The organism is Candidatus Ulvibacter alkanivorans (assembly GCF_003333325.1).
Classification (GTDB): domain Bacteria; phylum Bacteroidota; class Bacteroidia; order Flavobacteriales; family Flavobacteriaceae; genus Ulvibacter_A; species Ulvibacter_A alkanivorans.
In genome coordinates, this window is record NZ_QOLC01000089.1 from 116,438 (window position 1) to 142,651 (window position 26,214).

Genomic DNA, 26,214 nt, shown 5'->3' on the forward strand with positions numbered 1-26,214 from the left:
AAGAATCGTCTATCGCTTATTTTCTTCTGCCATCTTCTTAACTCTAAAGTAAGACCCTCTAAGTGCAAAGAATAAGAAATATAAAAAGACCAAGAAAAGTGGTAATAGCACCACCTTATTGTCGAAGAAGCTTCCCGAATAGTGTAAAACAGGCTTGTTAATTACAGTAACAATACCGTCGTATTTTATAAGCTCTGCTTTTAACTCCTCTATATCGTTCATAATGTTGCGCTTTTCTTCCAGCAACATATGAAGGTTGTTGTTCTCATTGTTTTTGAAGTATACTTGCGCAGCGGGATTTACCGTACTGTTAGAATCGACATAACTTTCAAACACTCCATCGATGTCCTTGATACTCTTTTCGTGATTCTTGATCTGTTGTTTGGTTTCCTCTATAGATACCAATCGTACTTCTTGCAATAGTTCGTTGCTATTTAAATAATCGATCACCTTTTCTATCGTCTCATTGGAGGCGTTAGCGGTAGTATAAACAAGTACTTTGTGAAACTTATATTCGGTATAGAACACTTCGGAAAGGAGAATGTCATCCTCAAAATCGGTTTGAGCCATATATTCTTCCAAGGTTCTGTCCTCGTCCTTAGTGTTTCGCGCAAGGTCTAGAATGTTTACTATGGGCTCGATCTCTATGTCGGCTATTTCTGCTTCTTCAGTATTAAAACCATAACGTTTTAAAAATTTCGCATCTCCTTGTTTGCTTTTCGTTTTTAGCAATTTGAGTGCATCGTAGACATAACTTGTGCTATCGAAGTTATTTTGAACTATTAACGTGGCCAAATTCTTCCCCGTAGATCCTTTTTGCCAATAATATCCGGCAACAGCACCAAGAATAATGATTAATAAGATGATGATCCAATGTTTCAATACAAATTGAAACCAATGGAATAACCAAAGTAGAAATTTTCGGTATTGCTCTCCTATTTTTTTAAAAACAAGGCCTAAGTCTATTTCATCTGTAGTTTGATGTGCCATAATTCATTTTAATTGTTAGTGGTATGCGTTGCTACTAATTCCCTTAAACTTTCTTTCCAGGGTAATGGGTTGTTGTTAAACGTATTTTTAAACTTTGTGGTATCCAGCACACTATATTCTGGTCGCGCTGCAAAAGTACGGTAATGTGCGGTTTGTGCAAGAGTTGTTTTTGCTATTTGTTCTGAAAATTCTAAAATAGCTTTTGCAAAATCATACCAGGTTGCTTCACCGGAATTACTGTAATGATACAAGCCATATGCGGTACTTTCCGAAGCTATAACAGCAAGCAACGCCTTGGCCAGATCATTAGCATTGGTAGGTGTTCCGGTTTGTTCGGTCGTAATGGTTAAGTCAGTTCCAGCATCCGCATGTCGCAAAATGGTTTTGTAAAAGTTATGCCCGTATTGCGAATACAACCAAGAAGTTCGGAAAATAAAAAAGCGCTCACTATATTTCTGTAAATACTGTTCTCCTTTTAATTTGGAGGCGCCATAGACATTTAGGGGATTGGTAGCATCGGTTTCTACATACGGTCGGTCCTGCGTCCCATCGAACACATAGTCGGTAGAAATATGCAGTAAGGTGATGTGGTGTTTTTTACACGCATTGGCCAATACTTTAACCGCTTCGGCATTCACCGCCATGGCCTGTTCTGTTTGTTCTTCCGCTTGTTCAACATTGGTGTAGGCTGCCGTATTAATGCAATAGTCGAATTCATTGTTGGTAAAAAACTCGTGAACGGCAGTAGTGTTGTTAATGTCAAGGGTTTCCTTGGCAATAAAAGTACACGTTAAGGTTGGAAATCTTGAAGTAGCATCTGCTATGCATCGTCCCAACTGTCCTTTTGCTCCTGTAACCAGTACTTTTTTCATGTAATTGCCTCCTTGAACGTAGGAAGTTGTCTGTCTTTTTCTGAAATTATTAAATCCTCCTTCGGAAGATGCCAGTCTAACGACAAGGTTGCGTCATTATAAATAATACCCCCTTCGGAAGCCTTATCGTAATAATTATCACACTTGTAAGCAAAAACGGCTTTTTCAGAAAGCACCACAAAGCCGTGTGCAAAGCCTCTTGGCACGAACAACTGATGTTGATTCTCCGCATCGAGTATGTATGAAAAATGCTTTCCGAAGCTATTAGAATCTTTCCGAAGATCTACAACAATATCGAGAACTCTTCCTACTACCACACGAACTAGTTTCGCTTGGGCCATTTTCCCTTTTTGATAATGAAGTCCGCGCAACACCCCATAACTAGAGGTAGACTGATTGTCTTGTACAAAATCTATCGAACAACCCGTGGCTTCTTTAAACGCTCTTTTATTGAAGGTCTCGCAAAAGCTCCCGCGCTCGTCCTTAAAAACCGAAGGTTTAACGATAAAGCAATCTTGTAACGGACTCTGTTCTATGTGTAGCATTAATCTAGTTGCGTTAAATGTGTTCCATACCCGCTTTTTAATAGGGGTTTTGCGAGCTCGGTCAATTCTTGTTTCGAAATAAAGCCCATTTCATAGGCAGCTTCTTCAATAGCACCAATCTTTAATCCTTGTCGTTCTTCTATTACTTCTACAAACTGTGCTGCTTGCATCAATGATGCAAAGGTGCCGGTATCTAGCCAAGCCGTGCCCTTATCGAGTATACTTACCCGTAGCTTTCCTTGTTTTAAATAGGCATTGTTCACATCGGTGATCTCTAGCTCTCCTCGAGCGCTTGGTTGAATGTTCGCTGCGATATCGACGACACTATTATCATAAAAATAAATACCAGGTACTGCGTAATTAGACTTAGGGTGCTCAGGTTTTTCTTCGATGGACAGTGCTTTGCCATCCTTATCGAAATCGACCACACCATAACGTTCTGGGTCATGTACATGATAAGCGTAGATCACACCCCCGTCCGGATCGTTATTGGATTGTAGTAACTCTTTAAGTCCGGAGCCATAAAAGATATTATCACCCAAAATTAGAGCCACTTTATCGTCTCCAATAAAATCTTTTCCAATAATGAACGCCTCGGCTAGGCCATTGGGGTTTGGCTGCTCGGCATAGGTAAAAGTACATCCCAATTGTTTGCCGTCACCTAATAACTTTTGAAACAACGGAAGGTCTTGCGGGGTAGAAATGATCAAGATCTCTCGAATGCCTGCATACATAAGGGTAGACAACGGATAATAGATCATCGGTTTGTCGTATACCGGCATCAATTGTTTGCTAACCGCTAGGGTAATTGGGTGTAAGCGTGTTCCGGAACCACCGGCTAATATAATTCCCTTCATAATCGATCTGTGTTATCTAAGTACCACTGTATGGTCTTATTAATCCCGCTTTCAAAATTTTCTTTCGCCTTCCAACCTAATTCGTTCTCGATCTTAGAGGCGTCTATAGCATATCTAAAATCGTGACCGGGACGATCGGTAACAAAAGTAATTTGATCTTTATAGGGCTGCTCTTTTGGCTGTAGCTCGTCTAAAAGATCACAAATGGTATGTGCAATGTACAGGTTCTCCCTTTCATTGCGACCACCAATATTGTAGGTTTCGCCAAGTCTTCCTTGTTCTATAGCTAGTTGTATACCCGTACAATGGTCCTTCACATACAACCAATCTCTTACATTCTTCCCGTCTCCATAGATAGGAATGGGTTCTCCGGCGATAGCCTTACGGATAATAGTGGGTATCAATTTTTCTTTATGCTGGTTTGGTCCGTAATTATTGGAGCAATTCGTAGTGACCACCGGTAAACCGTAGGTGTGAAAATAACTACGAACCAAAAAATCGGAAGAAGCTTTGGAAGCACTATACGGACTATTGGGCGCATACGAAGTGGTTTCGGTAAATAGGCCTGTTTCGCCAAGTGTGCCGTATACCTCATCGGTAGAGACATGTAAAAAGCGCGCTGCTTTAAAAGTTGCTTTTAATTGGTTGGGACCGTTCATCCATGTTTTATAGGCCGCTTGAAGTAGATTAAAAGTACCAACGATATTTGTTTGAATAAATTCTGAAGGACCACTTATGGAATTATCCACATGCGATTCGGCTGCAAAATGAACGACCAGATCAAATTGATGTTTTTCAAAAAGATTCTGAATAAAAGTTGCGTCGCAAATATCTCCTTGTATAAAATGATAGTTGTTTTTTGCTGAAAATTGCTCCAAATTCTTCAAATTTCCGGCATAGGTTAGCTTATCTAGCACAAAAACTTCTTGCTGTTGCGACTCCATTATCATGGCCACATAATTTGAACCGATAAACCCGGCACCCCCGGTAACTAAGACTTTATTGTGTTTCAAAATATTTTTTTAGATTAAACTAAAATCTGATTTAACATTTTTTCGGTGATCGCATAGGTAGGTTTTACCCCACTGGCACCTAATCCTCCCGAAGCTAAAGTGCTTCCCGTTTCTAATGGGTTATCTGAAGCGTAATAGGCATAACGCACCTTTACTTTTGAACTAATACTTCCTCTAATTTTTGCCGCAGCTTGGATCGCTTTTTGGTAATGTGCTCCCTCCATTTCTAATCCAATTACATCCCAGGTAGAATTGTGGAAAAACTTTAAGAGGTCTCTGTTTTGTAAAGAGGTACCTAGTACTGTGATCATAGTCCCGGTACAAACATTTAGATCGTCGTCGGCAAACAAAGATTTCTTTAATTTGTTCTTAAAAGGATAATTGTCTGCTGTCCCTTCAAATACGTGGGCTGAAGGTATCATCACATCTCCCTTTCCTCCTTCCAAAATACCGGCTTTTCCCATGATCGATATTGAAACCACATTTAGAAAATGCGTAGCGCGATCACCGTCAACGTACGGCTTCAGTAACTCGTCCATAGTTTCGTAGGCCTGTTCTCCAAAGGCGTAATCCATGACGATTATTACCGGTTTATCACTTTCCTCCACTTCATTTTCCGAAGAAATAAACGAACTTTCCTTAATCTTTGCGGTATCGAATACTTGCACGTCGATATTCGTTCCGCTGCTATCTTCAATAAAGGTCATACCATTCGCCAAGGCAGTTTTCTTCACCTTTTGACGATATTTTGTATTTGCCGGACTGCTAAGCGCGGTGTACATGGGTAATGCCTCATCTGATTTAAATTCTTTTGCCAGCGCTTTTCGAGCAAATAACGTATTCATTACACTGTGCATATTAGCACTTAAAATGTGCAATGGTCGTTGAAGCAATTGTTGCTCCTCTAACACTTGTTTTATCTTTAAAGCCCAGCGTTCACCGTGTATATGATGTCCTAATCGTTCTCGTAATACCGGGCTAAATGTAATGATTCGTTTATTATCGTTGATCACCTCATCGATCGCTAATTTTCCGAGATAATAAATAATATTTAAAAACTTATTAGGTTCTTTATCGCTTGCAAACAGTGGATAGATCTCACTTACTTCTTCGAAGGTACGGCCTAAGAAATTTGCGGTATGTGTAAGCGCTATCTCTTTTTCCTCCTTAGTTAGCTTGCCTTTTTTGGTCACGGCAGCTTCTAACTTCGTCCAATCACGAATAACATCTCCTTGCTCGTTGATCATTACTTGTTTCATGATCTTATGCGACTCCAGATAGAGGAAGGTAAGGTGTGTTAATACATCATAGATCTCAGAACGCCCTCGTGTAACCTCAATGTTCATCTGTTCTTCATCGATGCGGTAACAATTTCTACGACGTTTAAGGGGGATTATGGGTTTAAAATGGGAGTTCTTATACCCTTCATCACTGGTGAGGTTAATAAATCGGCACTCTTCAATTCCGTTGGGAAGTCGCTCCATTACATACAACAGCCCTTGTAGCTCGATCTTGTCTTCGGCAATAGAACCATAAATTTCCGGACGCAGTATTAATAAGGACTCACGAAGGGTTTCGCCCGATATCCCCATAGGCTTGTAAAACCCACGATTAAATAAGTGTCGCATGGTGATATATAGCCGCTCTATGGCACCTGTGCTTTCTTGGGCTCGTGTCCTTGTATGTGATTTTAATTTTGTCATTGACAGCAAAGATAACACTAATTTTAAGGCCGCATTTTACACGCGGAATTGTTCAAGGGCGTTTGCGATCTCTCGATCGTTAGAAAGCCGTGGTATTTTATTTTGACCCCCTAATTTTCCTTTAGATTTCATATAATCCCGAAAACTGTTTTTTTGTAACACACTGATTTTCAAATGCTGGAGCACTTTTCCTTCAATTAAATCTTTATAGTAACTATTTTGCTCTTGAAGACTAGTATCCAATGCATTAGCCACCAATCGAAGGTCGTTAGGTGGATTCTCAAATTCTATGAACCACTCGTGATAAGGTAGTTCTCCTTCAGGTGGATCGGTTTGTGGTGCTACAGTAAACTCACTTATCGTAAAATTGAATGCTGCTTGTGCTTCATTCATGGCTTGTTCCACTTCTTTGCCAATAACGTGTTCACCAAAAGCAGAAATAAAGTGTTTAATTCGTCCAGAAACGATAAGTCGATACGGCCGAAGTTCTGTAAATTGAACCGTATCCCCGACATTATACGCCCATAGTCCGGCATTAGTAGATACAAGCATCACGTAGTTCACACCCACTTCTACCTCGCTTATGGTGAGGCGTTTAGGTGCTTCGGAAAAGAATTCGGAAGCTTCAATAAACTCGTAAAAAATACCGGAGTTTAGTTGTAATAACATGCCTTTTTTATTCTGAAGGTCTTGAAATGCGAAAAATCCTTCCGAAGCAGGATATAACTCAATACTAGGGACACTACGGCCTATAAGCGCCTCAAATTTAGATCGATACGGTTCATAATTAACACCACCGTAAATAAAAAGTTCGAAGTTTTCGAACAAGTCACCCACCTTTTTCCCCGTCGCCTGCTGCAGTCGTTCAAAATACATTTGCACCCAGGATGGAATACCACTAATTACCGTCATATTCTCATCTTTTGTCTCTTCGACTATGGCGTCTACTTTCGTCTCCCAATCGGAAATACAATTGGTCTCCCAGCTAGGTAAGCGATTGGTTTGCAAGTACCCCGGAACATAGTGCGCAACTATTCCCGATAGACGCCCCAGCTGAATCCCATTTTTTTCATGCATCTCCGGACTTCCTTGTAAAAAGATCATTTTACCATCTACAAAGCTCGCTTTCCCGGTTTCATATATATAGCATAAGATTGCGTTGCGGGCGGCGTTGATGTGGCCCGGCATTGAGTCTTTCGTAAGCGGGATGAATTTGGCACCGGATGTGGTCCCAGAAGTTTTTGCAAAATATAAGGGTTTTCCCGGCCACAGTACATCGGGTTCACCTTCAACTACACGATCTACGTAGTTGCGTAACGCCTCGTAATCACGAACAGGAACTCGTTCGGCAAATGTTTTGTAATCCTTGATATTCTTAAAATCGTGATCCTTTCCGAAGGAAGTATTCGCAGCTTGTTTCAGCAAATTATCAAATACTTTTTTCTGAGTGGCTTCAGGGCGGTTCATCCAGCTTTTCATGCGAGTGACCTCGATGCGAGCAAATATTTTGGCTGCGAAAGATTTAAGAGACATAGCGTGTTAATCGAAATCAATTATACTCGTTGGGTCGATGGGGTTTCCATCCAGCCAAAGTTCGAAGTGTAAATGCGGCCCGGTGGTAAGTTCTCCGGTATCGCCTACCGTTGCGATTACTTCTCCGGCCTTAACTAGTTCGCCTTGTTCTTTGGTAAGGGAGGCATTGTGCTTGTAAACTGAAATTAATTCGTTGCGATGTTTTAGTATGGTCACATAGCCCGTGGCCGCGGTCCATTCTGCAAAAACGACCGTTCCGTCGGCGGTAGCTTTCACCGGTGCATCTTTGGTGGTTACAATATCTACGGCATAGTGCTTGGCTTTGGGATTATACGGTTCAGAAATAGACCCTTTTACAGGTGCAAAGAGAACAAAATTTAGTTCAGAATCCCCTATTAACGGGTTGTATTTATCTTCTCTAGCCACTTCTTCCCGTAACAATGAATCTTGTCTCGATGCAGAAAGATCGATATTTGATACGTCACGCTGAGCTGCTTCAATAATGGAGTCTTTATCGAAATCGACCGTTTTAACGTCCCCTGTGAGCACTTTGCGTATCGAGTTGATATATTGCTCGTTTACAGCGAGAACTTGCTGCAGTGAGTCTGTTTTAAAGCGCAGATCGGTTGCTCGCTTCTTTAAAGCGGTGGAAGAATAGCCTGGAATATATTCGCGTAATGGGGTGAAAGCGATAAGCAAGGTCGTCATTGCTATAAGAAGTACGGCAAATACAGTACTAAACACAAAAACGTTTAGACGGTTTAATTTAAAAGAGAAACGCTCTTCGAACGTATCTTCATTGAGAACCACCAAGCGATACTTGTGCAGTAGCTTTTTCTTTATTTTTTTACTTCTTTTTTCTTTTTCTGCCATTTCGACCTATTGCCAACTACAAATATAAAATAACTAAGCCCCTTGTGCTAAACTTCTAAGGAAAACGTTTTATCTAAGTAATTCTTGTTACCTTTGCCAATAAATTTTGAATATAATGAGCGCACTATTTTTACCATTAGCTATCGGACCCTGGCAAATTGCCCTAATCGTTGTGGTTGTATTGTTATTGTTTGGAGGAAGAAAGATCCCCGAATTAATGCGTGGATTAGGTAGCGGAATAAAAGAATTCAAGGACGCCTCTAAAGAAGAGGATGATGATACCAAAATAGAGGAAAAGAAATAATTGTTCAGTATTTTTTCTGAATAAAAAGCCCGATAATCTTAGGATTCTCGGGCTTTTTCATTGATGATTATTTTTTATTCAATCTTTGCCGAACGCAAGATCGATTCCAGTTCAAATTGAAGATCGCGTTTCTCGACCGAAGGTGCATACGTAAAACCTTCTAAGATTAGGTAACGGTCGTTTGCTTCATCCCGAACCGCATAGTTTAAGAAAGGGCCCGCCATGTATTGATCTGTTACATCCCAGGTTCCTTTGGTCTCGTAAGCAAACTTACCGTCGATTTCCGAAGTAAAAAGATAGGGCGCATAGGCCTCTTCCGTTCTAAATCGCCCGTCTTCTTCCACAGGCAGCAGGCTTCCACCAATTGAATCACGCACTTTGATAATGTCACCAACAACGGTGCTGTCTTTTCCTATCATGTTAAGCGGTACTTCGTACACGATGATGTTGGTACTTCCCGACTTTAGGTCTTTTCTAATCCAATAGAAATCATCACTTTTCTTGGCAATTCGGTAGGCGGATGGGATTTGTAAACTAACACCAAGGTCTGTCTTTAACGAGTCCAGTTTCAGAAGTGAAACTCGTGTTCTTCGCTGACGTTCTTCAATTTCAGACTGATGAAATTTATCGACGATCTGTTCTTGTTTTGAGTTAATTAATTCTACTAGTTCTTGCTTGGTCTTGGCAATCACATATGCAACGGTTTGCGGCTTGGCAAATTGATCGTTTGCGATGGTTGCCTTAGTTTCATCACCCAAAGCTACGTACAATACCAATCTCGATTTGCGCGCAAAACCACTAAATGCATTTGGAGGCATTTGACGCATAGAAAATAAGGGTTCTTCTTGAGGCAGCCCGTCGGTAGGAGCTGCGAAATGGGTTCGTATGGCTTCACCTACTTCACCGTTCCAAAGATCATTTGAAACGACTACTTGTAAGGTGTTTATATTTCCAACCGATTTTGAGAGAAGCGAGGCGTCTTTTTTGCCTCCAGAATTACATGAAATGAGTACTATTGCCGCGAATGCAGCCATTAAAAAATGTTTCATTACGAGAAGTTTTTCAGCGGGAGATTAGCCTCGTTGAATCTTTAGCTTCATCCCTGGTTTTAACTTAGTACCGCTAATATCGTTCCATTTTTTGAGATTCTGAACGGTGACACCGGGAAATTTTTGTGAGATACTCCAAAGTGAATCTCCATTTCGCACGGTATAGGTCTTCTCGTTTGTGGCCGAAGCTTGCTTACTCGCTGTCGTTGTCACCATCTTGCGAGGGTGAATCGTAAGTCGCTGCCCCACGCGTAAATTATTGCTTCGCAATCCATTCCATCGTTTGATCTGACTCACACTAACGCCGTACTTAGCTGCGATTTTTCCTAAATAATCACCGCTTCGAACACGATATCGAATACGATCCGGTTGGTCGAAAAGTTCCGGTAATGGCTTCTCCCGATCGTTGAATTCTTTTTCGGCAAATGCATAAATAGCCTCTTCATTGGCTACAAATTTACCCATTACATCTACGGGAAGTCGCAACACATAGTTCTCATCCTTGATCACCGGGATAACCCCAAGCTTGTAGGACGGATTTAAAAACTTTAATTCGTCAATGTCAAGGTCGGCCACTTTAGCTACGTGTTCTAACGACAGTTTCCTTTTTACTTTAATCGTATCGGTGGCGATATACGGAATTCGTGGACCATTGCTTTTAAAGCCATGTTCTTCAGCAAATTCAAAAATATACATGGTCGCTAAGAAAGCGGGAACGTAGCCAGCGGTTTCTCGCGGTAAATTCTTTCGAATGTTCCAATAATTTGTTTGTCCACCAGAACGGCGAATTGCCTTCGACACATTGCCCGGACCCGAATTATAGGCCGCTAAGGCAAGGTCCCAATCGCCTAAACTTTTGTATAAGCTCTTTAAATATTTTGCTGCGGCTTCCGTAGCCATTAATGGATCACAGCGTTCATCAACATAAGAATTTACATCTAATCCAAACATCTTCCCTGTGCTGAACATAAATTGCCACAGCCCGGTGGCTCCTACTCTGGATACGGCTGTTGGATCTAAGGCAGACTCGACAATGGCCAAGTATTTCATTTCTAATGGAAGGCCTTGTCGGTCCAGTTCTTCTTCGAACATTGGAAAGTAGTAATCGCTAAGGGCCATTAATTTAGCCAATGTGTTACGCCTATTCTTTAGATAGTTTTTGATAACACTTTCCAATGAAGGGTTGTATTCCACATTGAAAGGCGTACGTGCGTTTAATTCTTTTAACCGTTCTTTTAAGACCTCGGTAGGGAGCTCTTCGTAAGGAACAGGTTCATAATTTTGGTTGAGTACCGTACCATACATTTCTTCAAATCGATCTGATCGATACAGTTCTTCCAACCACATACTATCGATAGTACGCGCCTGAATAATGTCCTCCATGGCAAAAACCATAGTATCGCTTTCTTTGGTTGCGATGATAGTCTTTGTAATATCTCCTGAAACTTCCGTAACTAGAATGGTGTCGGTAACGCGTACCCTTTGTTTCTGAAGGGTATCGGCAGTCGGGGTATCTTGTTGTGCGAAGGAAACTGTAAAACACAGCGCCAACAGTAGGAAAATAGGGCTTCTCATAATTTTTTAACGTAGGTCTGTTGCAAAAATTTTGCTAAATGTAACGAAATGACTGAAATAAGCAAATTTTTAACATTCTATGGAATGGTAAAAAAATGAATATCAGTTGTTTATTGCTCGATGGCTTGAATTCCTGGCAAGGTTTTACCCTCTAACATTTCCAGCATGGCACCACCGCCGGTTGAGACATAGCTCACCTTATTTGTAAAAGAAAATTTCTTTACGGCAGCGACCGAGTCTCCTCCACCTACTAGCGAAAATGCTCCTTCATTGGTTGCTTGTGCGATTGCATTGCCTAATGAAATTGTGCCCTTTGCAAATGGTTCCATTTCAAAAACACCTACCGGTCCGTTCCACAAAATAGTCTTGGACTCTGAAATCACACGGGCAAATAACTCATTTGTTTTTGGACCAACATCCAAGCCCATCCATCCGTCCGGAATGGCATCTATGGGATCGATCTCAGTGCTGGCGAATTCAGTAAAGCTGTCGGCCGCAACCACATCTAAAGGCAGGTGTAGGTTTACGTTATTTTTCTTAGCCTTTTTAATGATATCCAAAGACAATTCTAATTTATCTTCTTCAACGAGCGAGGCTCCCACATCGCCGCCTTGTGCTTTAATAAATGTAAATGCCATACCACCACCAATAATGAGGTGATCTATTTTACTCAAGATGTTTTCGATGATTGTGATCTTGGAAGACACCTTAGCCCCTCCAATTATAGCGGTCACGGGCTTTTCACTTTCATTCAATACTTTATTAACGTGCTTAATCTCACTAGCTAAAAGCTTTCCGAAGCATTTATTTTCAGGAAAGAATTGCGCGATAACAGCAGTAGAAGCATGGGCTCTATGTGCAGTTCCGAAGGCATCGTTTATATAAATATCTCCAAACTTTGATAATTGCTTTGCGAAGGCACGGTCACCTTTAGTTTCCGCTTCGTAATATCGCAGATTTTCCAGCAACAATATTTCTCCCGGCTGTAATTTGTGTACCGCTTCGGAAACTTCCTCACCTACACAATCTGCTACGAACTTCACATGCACCCCAAGCACATCGGAGGCTGTATCTACGATATGTTGTAAAGAAAACTCGTTCTCTTTATTTTTTGGACGCCCTAAATGTGACATAAGTACACAACTTCCGCCGTCTTCTAAGACCTTAATGATAGTGGGCTTCGCAGCTTCAATTCGAGTAGCGTCGGTCACTTCATGATCGTCGTTTAATGGAACGTTGAAGTCGACACGAATTAATGCTTTTTTTTGATGAAAGTTAAAGTCGTTTATTGTTTTCATAGCAGGTGTTTTCAGCTGCAAATATAGGGTTTTTCACGATTGCTTTTCAGAAGTAAAAAAAGTGTAGTTTTGCGTATGGATTTTTCAGAAATCATAGGTCAGGAACACATTAAATCACATTTGCAGAAATCGATCGAAAATGGTCGAATCCCGCATGCCCAATTATTTGTTGGTGTTTCGGGAAGTGGTATTTTACCTGCTGCGATCGCATATGCCCAAGCGTTGCTATGTAGTTTGCATGAAGAAGGGAGTCCGGCCTATTTTTCGTGTGCTTCCAAAGTAAAAAAATTATCCCATCCCGACTTGCATTTTGTGTTTCCCGTCAATACGAATGACACGGTAAAAAAGCATCCTGTTTCTTCGCTTTTTTTATCAGAATGGCGTGAATTTGTAACACAACATCCTTATGGATCTGTTTTTGAATGGCTTCAATCCCTTGGTATTGAGCGAAAGCAAGGTAACATTAATGTAGATGAGGCTTCAGACATGATGAAGAAACTTTCGCTAAAAGCATACGAAGGCGGCTATAAAGTGATGATCGTTTGGATGGCAGAACATATGAATACCAGCTGCGCAAACAAGATCTTAAAACTGGTAGAAGAACCGCCAGAAAAGACAGTTTTGTTGTTTCTAACCGAGCAGGAAGAACAGCTAATAAGTACCATTCGCTCTCGTTGTCAAAAATTACATTTTCCACTACTTTCTGAAGAAGCAATCGCCAATGCACTCATCAATTCTCAAGATATCTCGCTAGAAAAGGCAACCAAAATTAGTCGTCAAGCCAATGGAGACTATAATAGAGCGCTGCATATATTAGCACACGACAGTGATGATCTCGAGTTTGAAAAATGGTTTATTTCTTGGGTACGTGTCGCTTTTGCTGCAAAAGGCAATAAAAAAGCGATCACCGAATTAATAAAGTGGAGCCATACGATGGCCGGCCATGGAAGAGAAACTCAAAAAAAATTCTTGAGCTATTGTATCGAGGTGTTTCGCCAAGCTTTATTGAAGAACTATAAGGCAGATTCTCTTTTATATTTTAAAACACAGGACCCTAAATTCTCTATCGATAAATTTGCGCCATTTGTGCATCAAAACAATATTTTTGAAATTAATACTGCGCTAGAGGAAGCTTCTTACCACATTGAAAGAAATGGTAATGGAAAAATTATTTTCACCGATCTATCAATCCAACTTACCCGTCTTATTCACAAAAAAGAGCTAGTATAATAATTACCTATCGATTAATTGTTCTCAATAGTGTTTTTCTATTGATAATAGCGGTATTTTAAGCACTTCTAAGGCAATTTAGAGTAATTCGCAGCCATCCACGTCGGATGTTGTTAAAAGGATGTCTAGCAGCTTTATTTTGCTTTTCTGAAGCAGTAAATATGCGATGAATACTGTTTGGAGCGAAGTGCGGCTATATTTGACCACAATCCAATCAATAGTGCCAAGATTGAAAACGTTTTTCCTGATCGGTATTTTTCAGAAATAAGACTTACATAAAAAGAATCGAAGATCATTGGTTTGGTTTTTTCAAGTTTCATTTCTTCGGAAAACAACACCTTCATACTTGCTTTCGAAAAATGCCACAAATGTCTAGGCACATCGTAAGCGGCCCAAAACTGCTTATAGAATTTTGCATCGTACGCGTTAAAATTGGGAACAGCCACTACCAAACTTCCACCCGGTCTTAATAAAGCTTCTATTTTCGTTATCGTATTCTCCAAATCGGGCAAATGCTCTAATACATGCCACAATGTGATGACATCAAACTGTTGCCCCTTATAACGATCTATGGACGTTTGAAGATCGATCCCTTTCTGTTTGGAAAATGCTCTGGCCTTTTCACTTACTTCTACTCCAGAAATTTCCCAGCCGTATTGTTTTGCAAGTTTCAAGAATTCTCCTGTGCCGGCTCCAATATCCAACAAGGTTCCCGGTTTTCTATTGAGAATAGTAATTAGGCGTAATTTCTTCGACAGCGCATACTTCTTAACTGTTTGATACAAGTAGGGCATCAATCCCTTCTTTCCGTCGGTATGCGAAATATAGGCTTCACTTTCATAATAAGAAGGCAATTCCTCCTTACTGGGTTGCGGAGTGGTTACAAGCATGCTTCGCTCGTGGTCGTATTGCAGTTGAAATATTTCTTCGGAAACTAAGTGGTCTTTAACCGAATCAGGAATATGTTTGGGAGCTTTTTGCACTTTTATGATTTCTGGTGTTCCACGTGAAACATAGTGACTAACGCCCCATATATACAAGCATTACCGAAATATCGTTAGGAGATACTCCACTAATACGCGACGCTTGAGACACGGTTGCGGGTCTTATATTCGTTAATTTTTCTCTGGCTTCATAGGAAAGGGACTTTAACTTGGAATAGTCAAAGTTCTCAGGGATCTTTATGCCTTCTAATCTGTTTAGTTTATCTGCATTGTTCTTCTCCTTTTGAATATAACCGGCATATTTTACTTGAATTTCGGTTTGTTCTAAGACCTCGTGATCTAATTCGTTTTCTGAAATATATGTTTCTACCGAATCGATCTTACGCATATCCTCCATCGTAATATTAGGTCGGGAGAACAACTTGAACATCTTATCGCTCTGACTAATTACTGATGAATTGTTATCCTCTAAAATAGGATTCATCGTCTCCGGGTTTACACTCGTATCTTTAAAGAACTGAATAAACGCATTTGCATCGCTCTTCTTTTTCTCCATGGTACGTAGTCGCTTTTCACTTGCCAAACCGATATCATACGACCTAGGTGTTAATCGAAAGTCTGCATTATCTTGTCGCAATAAGGTTCTGTATTCGGCCCGAGAGGTAAACATACGGTAGGGCTCTTCTGTACCTTTCGTGATTAGATCATCTATTAACACCCCAATATAGGCCTCATTACGTTTTAGAATAAAGGGCTCTTTTGCTTGAATCTTAAGGCTCGCGTTAATCCCGGCCATTAATCCTTGAGCGGCGGCTTCTTCATAACCGGTAGTTCCATTAATTTGTCCTGCGAAATACAATCCTGACACTAATTTGGTCTCTAACGTATGTTTTAATTGAGTTGGTGGAAAGTAATCATATTCGATCGCATAACCAGGACGGAAGAATTTTACATTCTTAAATCCGTCGCATTCACGCAACGCCTTAAACTGAACATCCTCCGGTAGCGAAGTTGAAAATCCGTTAATATAATATTCTACTGTATTCCATCCTTCAGGTTCTACGAACAATTGATGACGATCTTTATCGGCAAAGCGATTTATCTTATCTTCTATAGACGGGCAGTATCTTGGACCAATACTTTGAATCGATCCATTAAACATTGGAGATCGATCAAATCCTTCCTTCAAAAGTTCATGAACTCTTGAGCTTGTGTAGGACATATGGCAGGCACGTTGTTTGGTTAATGGTTTTGTCACATCAGAGTAGCTAAACTTTTCTGGCACCTCATCTCCGGGTTGCAGTATCATTTTTGAAAAATCTAAGGATCGTCCATCGACTCGAGGTGGCGTTCCTGTTTTCATTCTACCTGAATCAAAGCCAAGATCAACAAGATCTTTTGTAATTCCTGTAGCTGCTCTTTCTCCGGCACGACCTCCCCCAAATTGCTTTTCACCTATATGTATAAGTCCGTTTAAGAAAGTACCATTGGTTAGCACCACACTTTTCGCACGAACTTCTAATCCGAGCGACGTTTTAACACCTACTATCGCATCACCCTCTACGAGTATTCCTGAAACCATTTCCTGGTAGAAATCCAAATTAAAAGTGTTCTCGAGTTGCAAACGCCACTCTTCTGCGAATCGCATACGGTCACTTTGCACCCTCGGACTCCACATGGCCGGGCCCTTCGACTTATTGAGCATCTTAAACTGTATCGCAGTTTTGTCACTCACGATACCGCTATAGCCTCCCATAGCATCGATTTCTCGCACAATTTGACCTTTTGCAATCCCGCCCATGGCAGGATTGCACGACATCTGTGCGATATTCTGCAAGTTCATCGTAATTAGAAGGGTTTTTGAGCCCATGTTCGCGGCTGCAGCTGCAGCTTCTGAACCGGCGTGACCACCTCCAACTACTATAACATCATACTCCTTTTCAAACATACTTCTTCTATTGTTCCACGTGGAACATATGGATTAATTTTTGGCGTGCAAATATAGTGTAAATAACTTAAAATCAGCAAGTTAAATTGTTAAACCTTTGAGTATCAAACAACTACAAAAAGTCCCGTCTTGCCAAGGCTGCATCTTCTTTCGCACGCATTTGTGTGATTTGTGGCGTTGTTTTATCCTTATAGCCACAATAATGCAGTACGCCGTGTATTATTACTCGGTGTAGTTCTGTTTCAAATGTAGTATTAAATTGTAACGCATTCTCCTTTACACGTTCGATGGAAATATAAATTTCACCATGTACTTCCTTGCCCATACTATAATCGAAACTAATAATATCGGTTAAGGTATCATGGTCTAAAAATTCGACATTAAGTTGGTGTAGATAAGCGTCATCGCAAAAAACGTAGGTTACGTCCCCTAACGAAAAACCTTCCGAAGTAATCACACTAGATATCCAATTGGAAAGTTCTTCTTTTTTTGATAATTCAAAATCTGTTTCAGAAAAAAATTCAATCATCCTTATTCTTAAAATAGGTCTTCACTTTTTCTTTAAAATCTTGCCGCAAAGGTAGTGCTTCTCTATTCAAGATCTCTGTTGTGTTGAAGTACTTCTTAACATCTTCCGGAGATAATCGCAACTTATTTTGATATTGTCTTCGGTTGGTTTGAGATTCTCTTTTGGTCTCTTGTCCTTGCTCGAAATCGGCTTTGTCTAACTTCAGCAATTCATACTTTAAATTCAGCATTTGTTCTAACGTACGTTCGTTAAAACCCTTGTCCAGTAATTGTTGTTCTACGGCTTCCATCTTCCGAAGCAATTCACCGCCTTTACCCTTTAGCCCTTCTTTACTTAGACGGTCTTCTAATTGTTGCCGAAGCTGTTGTTGTTGTTTGAAGATCTCGTACAACTCACCATTCATTTCCTCACTATCACCATCGCCAGACTGGCCTTCATTCCCATCACCTTTTCCGTTTCGACCATTTTCACCATTCGATCCGTTACCGTCTCCATTTCCTTGACCTTCGCCTTCGCCTTCACCTTCTCCCTCGCCTTCACCTTTGCCCTTGCCCTGTCCTTTTTGCATACCCTCCTTCATTTGTTCACTTAAGCTTTCTTGTTTCTTAATGATATCCGGCAATTGAAACCCTTCGCCCTGACCCTGTCCTTTTCCCATTCCTTTACCCTCTCCTTCTCCTTGTCCAGACCCTGAACCCATCATTTGCATTTGGTTCTGCATGTTGTTTAGAAGATCACTTAAAAAGATCGCTAATTCATTGGCACCGGTTACGGTATACTGCTGACTCGAAATTCCTTGGCGCATCTGGTTCTCTGCAAGACACTCTAAGGACTTATCTAAATTGTATTGTACCTCGGTTAATGATTTGTTGATCTGGTTGCTAATCATGGGCTGACGCAGTGAGAGCACAAACAAGCTGTCGTCGATGTGCTGGAAATTCAGTTTAAGGTCGTTTTGTACGTTTAGTCTCTTTCCGAACACAGGATTTCCGTAATCTGTCACTTTAAAGTCCTCCATCAAGGCTTCTTGTTCGAAGGAGAAAATCACTAGATTATCTAGTATTTGTCGTAACATTTCTACGTCTTCTTCTATGCTATCCATTTGGCCGGCTTGCATTTGCATTTGCATCTGCTTGCCCATTTTCTTCATTTTTTCTCCAGCCTTTTTTTGGTTTTCTGAAGCACCCGATTTGTTCTCCTGTCCCAACTTATCGGTAGCCTTTTGTTGTTCCTCCTCTATTTCTTGTTCACCGGCATCATCTTCGGGCAGCTCCATAGGATCTTTCAACTCCTCGTTATCCTTTTTAAGCTCTTCCATTTCCTTCTGATACTCCTCAAATTGCTCGTTCAGCTCTTCTTGCTTTTCCTTCGTGTTCTCATCTTCGGGAGCATCGGCCAACTTCTCTTGTTCTTCACCCAGTTTGTACAGTTCTTCCGCTAACTTTTCCGCTTTCTTGGTTACATAATAACTCTTGGTGAGTTCTAATAACTGTTCTATATTCTTTTCTTGATTCTTATTCTGCTTCGCAAGATTTTCGAGTTTCTCGGTAAGTTCTTCTTTCTGAATCTTATCCTGAACCTTCTCTAATTCTTCCAGCAATCGTTCGTTTTCTTCAAGTTGTTCTTCATTCTCTTCCAATCGTTCTTTTAGTTGTTCCTTAAACGGATCGTTCTCTTCTTCGGGTTGGAATTGTTCCAGATTTTCTTTTAATTCCTTAGAAAAATTCTTCATCAACTCTTCTTGCTGTTTTTGACGCTTAATGTAATTCTCCAGCTTTTTCTTGTCGTTGTAATTAAGCTTTTCTTTTTCCTTTTGGGTTTTACTTAGCTCCTCCAACAACTTTTCTTGATCCTTCATTTCTTCCAAGGACTTATCTAGTCCCTGAATAGAATTGTCTTGATTCTCAAGTTGTTCGTTCTCTTTTTCATCTTTTGTAAGTTTTCTGAAAGCGTATACACCCGATTTGGAAGATTTGAAATTGTGAATTGCATCGTTGTCGAACACCTCAAAATAATATTCGTAAGCTACACCTTCTGAAAGATCGAGATCGCCAGGAAATGTATATACAAACTGGTCGAAATTTGATTTATTCAACGGTAATGGCTCAACTTGTTGTTGCTCTTTCTCCCCTTCCGGATAATAAACCAAACGCAGTTTTGTAAGTCCGTAGTCATCACTAACACGGCCCAAGAAATAGATCAGTTCACTGTCGGTAGAATCCTGTTTCGACTCCACATCGATCTCGGGATATTCATCTTTGATCACTCCAATGGTAAACGAAAGGTTCTCGTAATCGATTAGCTTCTTATTAGAGGTTGTAATGGCGTAGTCTAATTTTCCGTATACGCCTTTTTTGAAATTGAATTGTTGGCCTGCTTCGGAAAACACATAGGACGTATCTCTCGTCTTTAATTGTACCGTCTCTGTATTCTTTGTAGCTACATTCCAGGTAACCTGTGTGCCTTCTGGCACTGTTGCATTTCCGGTACTTTTAAGAACTTCGTCCTTCTTTCCTGTGTACCCCGGATAATTTAATACCATTTCGAAACCTAACAATGAAGGAGTCTTAACAACGTCTAATGTGTACGATCTAGAGGTAACCTTATTTGCTTTAAGTTTAAAATCAATTGGCTCCACCGGCTGTGAAAAGGTATATTCGAACATCCCGGGAGCTGTTTGTTGTAAATAATACGATTCGCCGTTATATGCAATACTTGCATTTTCCGGGATCACCGATCCTTCGGTTCGAACTTGTAGGATATACGCTTTGTTTTCAATAGCGTTTAGGTTGTCATTCAGAAGAAAAAAAGAAAATGGCGCGGGTGGTTCATAGGCCGTGTCGTAATTTACCACACGTTCGTAACTACTGGAAAAAAGATCCTTTTCGCCCAACACGCTGGCCAGTAAAAAGATGACCACGGGAATTGCAGCGTATTTTAAATACTTGGTATTCTTCTTAAAATTAACTGCACTTTTAAAAGGCACCGGTTGCATTTCTGAAGCCTTTTGGTCAATGCTCGCCGCCAACAGTTCGCTTTCTCGCTGATTTCTATTTAACTGAATTACATTAAGCAACTTGTCGTTTACCTCCGGGAAATGGCCTCCAATAATCTTTGAGGCCTGTTCGTGACTTATTCCTTGTTGAAGCTTGAACAATTTGGCTAATGGAAATGCAATAAACCGAACAAACAACGATGCTTCCACCGCTACGAAACTCCAAAACAAAACGGTTCTACCCGCCGGGCTTAACCACAAGAAATACTCTACCAGTAAGGTGAGTAAAAAGTACAATACGCCAATGGCAAAAAAGAGAATAGCCCCCTTGATCAACTCATTGGTGTAGTATTTTTTTATAAATTGTTCCAGCTTTTGCTGGATAACACTAAATGTACTCATTATGCGGTTTTACATTAACAGAACTTCTAAAATACAATTTTATTTTGTATCAAAAATAGGTCCAATCTCTTAATATGAAGGATTTAAAATATATCACCTCCTTTTCAATTCCTGCTACGGCCGTTATAGGGCTCGGCTTTCAAGGTATATGGGTGTTTTTAACGCCTGTATTCGCTTTTATACTCGTGCCTATATTAGAAGTACTGCTACCTGTACAAAACGAAAACCTTTCCGAAGCACAGATCAAAACCAAAGCAAAGCATCCATTTTTCGATCTGCTTTTATACCTAAACCTACCTATCGTCTATACCATCGTGGGGTATTTTTTATGGAGCCTCACTTGGGCAAATTACAATACTTCAGCACTCATCGGACTCACATTTTCGGTGGGGATCGTTGTTGGTTCAAACGGAATTAATGTCGCTCACGAGTTGGGGCATCGAAGAACGCAATGGGAGAAAACCCTAGGCAAAGCCTTGTTATTGCCGGCCTTGTATATGCATTTTTATGTAGAGCACAATTTTGGTCATCATCAAAATGCCGCTACCAAAGAAGATCCTGCAAGTGCGCGCTACAACCAGACCGTTTATTCTTTTTGGTTCACCTCCATTTATAGGCAGTATAAAAGTGCCTGGAAACTGCAACAACAACTGCTTCGCAATAAAGACAAATCAATTCTTAGTATCTATAACGATATGTTTTGGTACAGTTTGCTGCAGTTGGGGTATTTGGTGGTTATTTTTATTTACTTCGGAAAGGTAGCGTTGTTCGTGGCAATAGCGATAGGTGTGATCGCCGCGCTCTTATTAGAAAGTATAAACTATATAGAGCACTACGGATTGAGTCGACAAAAAACAAACAGTGGCAGATACGAACGTGTAAAGGAGATACATTCATGGAATTCCAATCATATACTTGGAAGAATGATGTTATACGAATTGACCCGACATAGCGACCATCATTATCGCTCTCATAAAAAGTACCAATTATTAGATTGCCATGAAACGAGCCCACAAATGCCTTATGGCTATCCAACTTCGATGGTCTTGGCCCTTTTCCCGCCGTTGTGGTTTTCTATTATGAATAAGCGGATTCCTATGGAAATGCGCTCTTAGCATTGTATCTTTGTGCTTCAACAAAAAGGAGATCATTTTATGAGCACAAAAGTTCGTGTACGATTTGCACCCAGCCCAACAGGACCATTGCATATTGGCGGAGTTAGAACCGCACTATTCAACTATTTATTTGCTAAGAAGCACGGCGGTGATTTTGTATTGCGTATTGAAGATACCGATCAAACACGTTACGTAGAAGGAGCCGAAGAATATATAGTAGAAGCATTGAATTGGCTTAACATTCCTTTTGACGAAGGACCGGGTAAGGACGGAGGTTTTGGTCCGTACCGACAAAGTGAGCGCAAAGATCTATACAAACAATACGCCGATCAACTTATCGCTAATGGAAACGCTTATTATGCGTTCGATACAAATGACGAATTAGACGAACATAGAAAAGCACACGAAGCTGTAGGAAAGACCTTTATCTACAATTGGCATAACCGTAAGAAGTTAAATAATTCGTTAGCCCTTTCTTCCGAAGAAACCCAAGCAAAGCTTGATGCCGGTGAATCCTATGTGATACGCTTTAGATCTCCTAAAGATGAAATCTTGCACCTTAATGATCGCATTCGCGGACACATGGAGATAGACACCAATATTCTAGATGACAAGGTCTTATTTAAAAGTGACGGGATGCCTACCTATCATTTGGCGAATATCGTCGATGATCATTTAATGGAAATTACACATGTAATTCGCGGCGAAGAATGGTTGCCTTCCTTGGCATTGCACATAATGTTGTACCGTGCCTTTGGTTGGGAAGCTCCGGAGTTTGCTCATTTACCGTTAATTATGAAGCCTGTAGGAAAAGGTAAATTAAGTAAGCGAGATGGAGATAAAATGGGATTCCCTGTGTTCCCCCTTGAGTGGACGACCGCAGATGGGGACGTATTCTCGGGCTATAGGGAAGATGGATATTTACCCGAAGCTGTGATCAATATGCTGGCGTTCTTAGGTTGGAATCCAGGTACCGAGCAGGAACTCTTTAGCTTGAATGAGCTGGTAGATGCTTTTGAAGTTGACCGTGTGAACAAAGCAGGAGCGAAATTCGATCCTGAGAAGACCAAATGGTTTCAACATCACTACTTGCAAACCCGAGACAACGGATTGCTGGCAGCCCAATTCCAATCACTTTTAGAACAAAAAGGAATTTCTCACACTATGCCGCTTGAAACCTTAGTACATATGTTAAAAGAACGAGCGACCTTTGTGTCTGATCTTTGGGATCAAGGTCACTTCTTTTTTGCAGCGCCTGAATTCTACGAGGAGAAAGCTTCAAAAAAAGCATTTAAAGAAGAAACCCCTCAGTTGCTTGAGAAGGTAGTCGCGCTAATTAAATCTGTTGATACCGTTTCCGCAGCAAATCTTTCAGAAAAAATTAAAGGTTGGATCACCCAAGAGGAGATCGGTTTTGGAAAGGTAATGATGCCGTTGCGACTGTCTTTGGTCGGTGAGATGAAAGGTCCGGACGTCTTTGAGATCGCTGCTCTGTTAGGTAAAGAAGAGACCATCGCCAGAATAGAACGGGCTATCGCATCTATGAATTAAAAGTAGAGTACGGCGGCCAAGGTAAGCGTCCCGCTGTGGCCTTCGAAATTATCTTTTTCGAGTGATTGGTCGTTTAATTTATTGAACATGTTGGTTACCCCATACTGATAGTGTGCGGTGACCCTAAATTTCTCAAGGCCCGCAGTAATACCACCTGCAACGCGAAAATTCACTCTAGAAATATCTTGTATCTCTTCGGCTCGCAAGGTGTTATACCCGTCTAATATGTAATTTTCGAACCCATCGCGTTTTAATTTCATCCTTCCGTTAATGTTAAGCACCGGACCAAGTTCAATACTTAGGTGATGCTTAATGATGTTGTAGCTTGCCAGAAAATTCAATTGGGCTGCTTGTATGGTATAATCTACATATTGCTCATCGATGGTTGCCGCAACCGGGTCGATAAACCTTCCTAAGATCCCAACTTCAGATTGATAAAAATTGAGTCCATAGATAAGGTCAAAATTATTTCGAAAAGAGCCTCGGGTTGTAAATCCTCCCATATATCCGGTTCCTTGTTCGGTTGTAAAATCATCGGTTTCTATGTCAAATAACGTAAGTCCTAGATTAATTCCCAGTCGATTGTATTCTTCATAATTTCGTTGTGCTGTAGTTTGTTGGAATACACTAATTACTAACGTAACAAACAGTAGGTTTTTAAGACTCATAGGGTTGGATATCGTTATTAAGGTGATAAAAGTAGCCTTATTTTTGTATCTTCAACTACTTCTAATTAAAAAATAAAACTATGTCAGGATTTGTCCTTCTTATTCCGTTGTTTATCATTGGTTTCGTCATCCTTTTATCGGGGATCTTTACCGTTAAGCAACAAACCGCTGCTATTGTAGAACGCTTCGGAAAGTTCCAAAGTATTAGAAACTCTGGATTACATTTTAAAATCCCTGTGTTCGACCGAATAGCGGGGCGCATCAATCTAAAAATACAACAGTTGGATGTGATCGTGGAAACCAAGACAAAGGACGATGTATTTGTGCGCTTAAAGATTTCGGTACAATTTCAAGTGCTAAAATTAAAAGTATACGATGCCTTTTATAAGTTGGAAAATCCGCATGACCAAATCACTTCTTATGTTTTTGACGTGGTTCGTGCCGAGGTACCAAAAATGAAATTAGACGACGTTTTTGAGCGTAAAGATGATATTGCAATTGCTGTTAAGCAGGAGCTCAACGACGCGATGAGCGATTATGGATACGACATCATTAAAACCTTGGTTACCGACATCGATCCTGATGTGCAAGTTAAAGCAGCTATGAATCGTATAAACGCTGCGGAGCGTGAAAAAGTAGCCGCCGAATATGAAGCTGAAGCAGATCGAATTAAGATCGTTGCTAAGGCACGCGCAGAAGCAGAGAGCAAGCGCTTGCAAGGACAAGGAATCGCCGACCAACGCCGTGAGATCGCTCGAGGTCTAGAGGAAAGTGTAGATGTACTAAACAATGTTGGTATTAATTCGCAAGAAGCCTCGGCCTTGATCGTAGTGACCCAGCATTACGACACCTTACAGTCTATTGGCGAAGAAACCAATACCAATTTAATCTTATTACCTAATTCGCCACAAGCCGGTAGTAATATGTTAAACGATATGATCGCTTCGTTTGTAGCCAGCAATCAAATTGGAGAACAAATGAAAAAGGAGAATGAAGCAAAAGGAATTGGTAAAACGACGCGTAAAAAGCGAACACCCCCACCATCTGATGATACGGATGTAACCTTTTAACTGCATCTTTTAAAAATAAAAAACCCATCTAAAAAGATGGGTTTTTCTTTGTAAGCTAGTTACTATTCTTCTTTTTCATCTACTTCTTTCACCTTTTTAATACCTAAGAGCATGTCTACCGCCTTTAGTACTAATGCTTTTTTTGCCACGGCGCCTACCGCATTCGCTATTAGGTTCCAAGGTGACATCGATTCGCGAAATGATTCTTTGGTGTTGTGCACACCAAGTTTGAATTCCTCCAAATCGATTTGTGATTTTAGTTTAAGGTATTTTAGGTCTCGGTCAATTTCTTTAAAAGTAGAATATTGCTTCATAAGTGTTCCTTTTCTAATGTTTCTGCATATTCTTCCAATTCTCCTTCTGCGGCCTGCTTAGGTGTGATGTCATCTTCATCATAGACCAATCGTGAGAATTTGATAAGCATATTTCGCTCTATCGTATTCCTTCCGAAGATATACATCAAAAGTGTAATAATTCCGTAGAACCCACCCATGATAAAGAAACCATAAGATACTTTACCTAGTGAGTTTCCAATAAGAAATGCCATACCCACAGAAAGAAATAAGAGTACAAATAAAAACAAACTACCAAAAACCAATAGATTTACAAGAGAAATGGCCCCTTTCATAGAGGATTTAAACAGGCGAAGTTTATAATACTCCGCCGTGCTTGTACCATATTCTTGTAACTTTTCGCTGGTCTCGCGGAAGTTGTTTGACAGACTTTCGAAGGCCATATTATGCAGTTGCTTTTTTGGCTTTCGTTTTAGCTTTTTCTACTGTTACGTCTTTCTGAAGTTTTGCATTTTGCTTGCGTAAAGCTTCTAATTTATCTTCCATTGCTAATAAAATATCATCGGCTTTATAACTCGCAGAAGACAAAGTGTCTTCTAATTTTTCTTCAAAATTTAAGCGCGCAGCTTGTGCTTTTTCGCTCAAGGTGTTCGATGTTTCCTTGATTTGCTTGTTAAGACGCTTTTGGGCTTTCTTGGTTTCTTTGCTAATCTTGTTTCTTGTTTTAGACCCTTTGTCTGGCGCGTATAAGATTCCGATCCCAGCTCCAATAGCTGCTCCGGTTAATAATGCCAGTAACGTTTGTCCTGTATTTGATGCCATAATTGTAAAGTGTATTTATTGTTAGTAATTCGTTT

At 40.5% G+C, this 26,214-nt stretch carries 24 protein-coding genes; 5 read left to right on the plus strand and 19 right to left on the minus strand.

Annotated elements, in window-relative coordinates; genetic code table 11:
- Positions 1-9: 9 nt before the first annotated feature.
- Genes DWA30_RS09375 through DWA30_RS09410 form a run of 8 tightly spaced genes read right to left on the minus strand, consistent with a single transcriptional unit; the run spans position 10 to position 8,386 of the window.
- Positions 10-990: a hypothetical protein gene (locus DWA30_RS09375; RefSeq protein ID WP_114492280.1), complete on the minus strand. Its 981-nt coding sequence runs from the start codon at positions 988-990 to the stop codon at positions 10-12.
- A gap of 8 nt (positions 991-998) precedes the next feature.
- Entirely contained in the window at positions 999-1,862 is an 864-nt protein-coding gene (gene rfbD, locus DWA30_RS09380) for a dTDP-4-dehydrorhamnose reductase (RefSeq protein ID WP_114492281.1), read from the minus strand.
- Entirely contained in the window at positions 1,859-2,407 is a 549-nt protein-coding gene (rfbC, locus tag DWA30_RS09385) for a dTDP-4-dehydrorhamnose 3,5-epimerase (RefSeq protein WP_114492282.1), read from the minus strand. Before rfbC ends, rfbD begins: the two co-directional genes overlap by 4 nt.
- Entirely contained in the window at positions 2,407-3,264 is an 858-nt protein-coding gene (rfbA, locus tag DWA30_RS09390; protein WP_114492283.1) for a glucose-1-phosphate thymidylyltransferase RfbA, read from the minus strand. The genes rfbC and rfbA overlap by 1 nt, the downstream gene beginning before the upstream one ends.
- Positions 3,261-4,277, minus strand: a complete 1,017-nt coding sequence (rfbB, locus tag DWA30_RS09395; RefSeq protein WP_114492284.1) for a dTDP-glucose 4,6-dehydratase — start codon at positions 4,275-4,277, stop codon at positions 3,261-3,263. Before rfbB ends, rfbA begins: the two co-directional genes overlap by 4 nt.
- Before the next feature lie 14 nt (positions 4,278-4,291).
- Positions 4,292-5,980 (minus strand): DUF6909 family protein, encoded by a 1,689-nt coding sequence (locus DWA30_RS09400; RefSeq protein WP_114492285.1) that lies wholly within the window; start codon positions 5,978-5,980, stop codon positions 4,292-4,294.
- Between the two features lie 36 nt (positions 5,981-6,016).
- Positions 6,017-7,513, minus strand: coding sequence for a GH3 auxin-responsive promoter family protein (locus DWA30_RS09405; protein WP_114492286.1), 1,497 nt, complete (start codon positions 7,511-7,513; stop codon positions 6,017-6,019).
- Between the two features lie 6 nt (positions 7,514-7,519).
- Positions 7,520-8,386, minus strand: coding sequence for a M23 family metallopeptidase (locus DWA30_RS09410; protein ID WP_114492287.1), 867 nt, complete (start codon positions 8,384-8,386; stop codon positions 7,520-7,522).
- Positions 8,387-8,501: 115 nt separating this feature from the next.
- Here DWA30_RS09410 and tatA point away from each other — a divergent pair, with 115 nt between their 5' ends.
- Positions 8,502-8,690, plus strand: a complete 189-nt coding sequence (tatA, locus tag DWA30_RS09415) for a twin-arginine translocase TatA/TatE family subunit (protein ID WP_114492288.1) — start codon at positions 8,502-8,504, stop codon at positions 8,688-8,690.
- Positions 8,691-8,764: 74 nt separating this feature from the next.
- Here the strand turns inward: tatA and DWA30_RS09420 are convergent, their stop codons facing one another.
- The 3 genes from DWA30_RS09420 to DWA30_RS09430 form a co-directional block, all read right to left on the minus strand.
- Positions 8,765-9,739: a DUF4837 family protein gene (locus tag DWA30_RS09420; RefSeq protein ID WP_114492289.1), complete on the minus strand. Its 975-nt coding sequence runs from the start codon at positions 9,737-9,739 to the stop codon at positions 8,765-8,767.
- A gap of 24 nt (positions 9,740-9,763) precedes the next feature.
- Complete coding sequence (locus tag DWA30_RS09425) at positions 9,764-11,314, minus strand: lytic transglycosylase domain-containing protein (protein ID WP_114492290.1); 1,551 nt, start codon at positions 11,312-11,314, stop codon at positions 9,764-9,766.
- Between the two features lie 110 nt (positions 11,315-11,424).
- Positions 11,425-12,612, minus strand: coding sequence for a phosphoglycerate kinase (locus tag DWA30_RS09430; protein WP_114492291.1), 1,188 nt, complete (start codon positions 12,610-12,612; stop codon positions 11,425-11,427).
- A gap of 75 nt (positions 12,613-12,687) precedes the next feature.
- Between DWA30_RS09430 and DWA30_RS09435 the strand changes: the two genes are divergently transcribed.
- The gene (locus DWA30_RS09435; protein WP_114492292.1) at positions 12,688-13,842 is read left to right on the plus strand and encodes a DNA polymerase III subunit; all 1,155 of its coding nucleotides are present in this window, start codon (positions 12,688-12,690) and stop codon (positions 13,840-13,842) included.
- 134 nt (positions 13,843-13,976) lie between these two features.
- Here the strand turns inward: DWA30_RS09435 and DWA30_RS09440 are convergent, their stop codons facing one another.
- The 4 genes from DWA30_RS09440 to DWA30_RS09455 all read right to left on the minus strand — a co-directional run bounded on the left by DWA30_RS09440 (position 13,977) and on the right by DWA30_RS09455 (position 20,660).
- On the minus strand, positions 13,977-14,825 hold the full coding sequence (locus tag DWA30_RS09440; protein WP_245933893.1) for a class I SAM-dependent methyltransferase: 849 nt from the start codon (positions 14,823-14,825) through the stop codon (positions 13,977-13,979).
- Between the two features lie 37 nt (positions 14,826-14,862).
- The gene (gene mnmG, locus DWA30_RS09445; protein ID WP_114492293.1) at positions 14,863-16,734 is read right to left on the minus strand and encodes a tRNA uridine-5-carboxymethylaminomethyl(34) synthesis enzyme MnmG; all 1,872 of its coding nucleotides are present in this window, start codon (positions 16,732-16,734) and stop codon (positions 14,863-14,865) included.
- A 112-nt stretch (positions 16,735-16,846) separates the two neighbouring features.
- Positions 16,847-17,263 carry an rRNA maturation RNase YbeY gene (gene ybeY, locus DWA30_RS09450; protein WP_114492294.1) on the minus strand — a complete coding sequence of 139 codons (417 nt, stop codon included), beginning with the start codon at positions 17,261-17,263 and terminating at the stop codon, positions 16,847-16,849.
- Positions 17,256-20,660 carry a coiled-coil domain-containing protein gene (locus DWA30_RS09455; protein ID WP_114492295.1) on the minus strand — a complete coding sequence of 1,135 codons (3,405 nt, stop codon included), beginning with the start codon at positions 20,658-20,660 and terminating at the stop codon, positions 17,256-17,258. The genes ybeY and DWA30_RS09455 overlap by 8 nt, the downstream gene beginning before the upstream one ends.
- Before the next feature lie 74 nt (positions 20,661-20,734).
- On the opposite strand from DWA30_RS09455, the gene DWA30_RS09460 reads away from it, so the two are divergent.
- Together DWA30_RS09460 and gltX are read left to right on the plus strand one after the other, a co-directional pair.
- On the plus strand, positions 20,735-21,775 hold the full coding sequence (locus DWA30_RS09460; protein WP_114492296.1) for an alkane 1-monooxygenase: 1,041 nt from the start codon (positions 20,735-20,737) through the stop codon (positions 21,773-21,775).
- 39 nt (positions 21,776-21,814) lie between these two features.
- Positions 21,815-23,326: a glutamate--tRNA ligase gene (gltX, locus tag DWA30_RS09465; RefSeq protein WP_114492297.1), complete on the plus strand. Its 1,512-nt coding sequence runs from the start codon at positions 21,815-21,817 to the stop codon at positions 23,324-23,326.
- On the opposite strand, the gene DWA30_RS09470 is transcribed toward gltX, so the two are convergent.
- Positions 23,323-23,994, minus strand: a complete 672-nt coding sequence (locus DWA30_RS09470) for a porin family protein (RefSeq protein WP_114492298.1) — start codon at positions 23,992-23,994, stop codon at positions 23,323-23,325. The two genes, gltX and DWA30_RS09470, sit on opposite strands and share 4 nt — an antisense overlap.
- Positions 23,995-24,074: 80 nt before the next feature.
- On the opposite strand from DWA30_RS09470, the gene DWA30_RS09475 reads away from it, so the two are divergent.
- On the plus strand, positions 24,075-25,064 hold the full coding sequence (locus tag DWA30_RS09475) for an SPFH domain-containing protein (protein ID WP_114492299.1): 990 nt from the start codon (positions 24,075-24,077) through the stop codon (positions 25,062-25,064).
- Between the two features lie 62 nt (positions 25,065-25,126).
- Here the strand turns inward: DWA30_RS09475 and DWA30_RS09480 are convergent, their stop codons facing one another.
- Genes DWA30_RS09480 through DWA30_RS09490 form a run of 3 tightly spaced genes read right to left on the minus strand, consistent with a single transcriptional unit; the run spans position 25,127 to position 26,179 of the window.
- Positions 25,127-25,378 (minus strand): DUF6327 family protein, encoded by a 252-nt coding sequence (locus DWA30_RS09480; RefSeq protein WP_114492300.1) that lies wholly within the window; start codon positions 25,376-25,378, stop codon positions 25,127-25,129.
- Positions 25,375-25,800: a hypothetical protein gene (locus tag DWA30_RS09485; RefSeq protein WP_114492301.1), complete on the minus strand. Its 426-nt coding sequence runs from the start codon at positions 25,798-25,800 to the stop codon at positions 25,375-25,377. The genes DWA30_RS09480 and DWA30_RS09485 overlap by 4 nt, the downstream gene beginning before the upstream one ends.
- Before the next feature lies 1 nt (position 25,801).
- Positions 25,802-26,179 (minus strand): YtxH domain-containing protein, encoded by a 378-nt coding sequence (locus DWA30_RS09490; RefSeq protein ID WP_114492302.1) that lies wholly within the window; start codon positions 26,177-26,179, stop codon positions 25,802-25,804.
- Between the last annotated feature and the right edge of the window lie 35 nt (positions 26,180-26,214).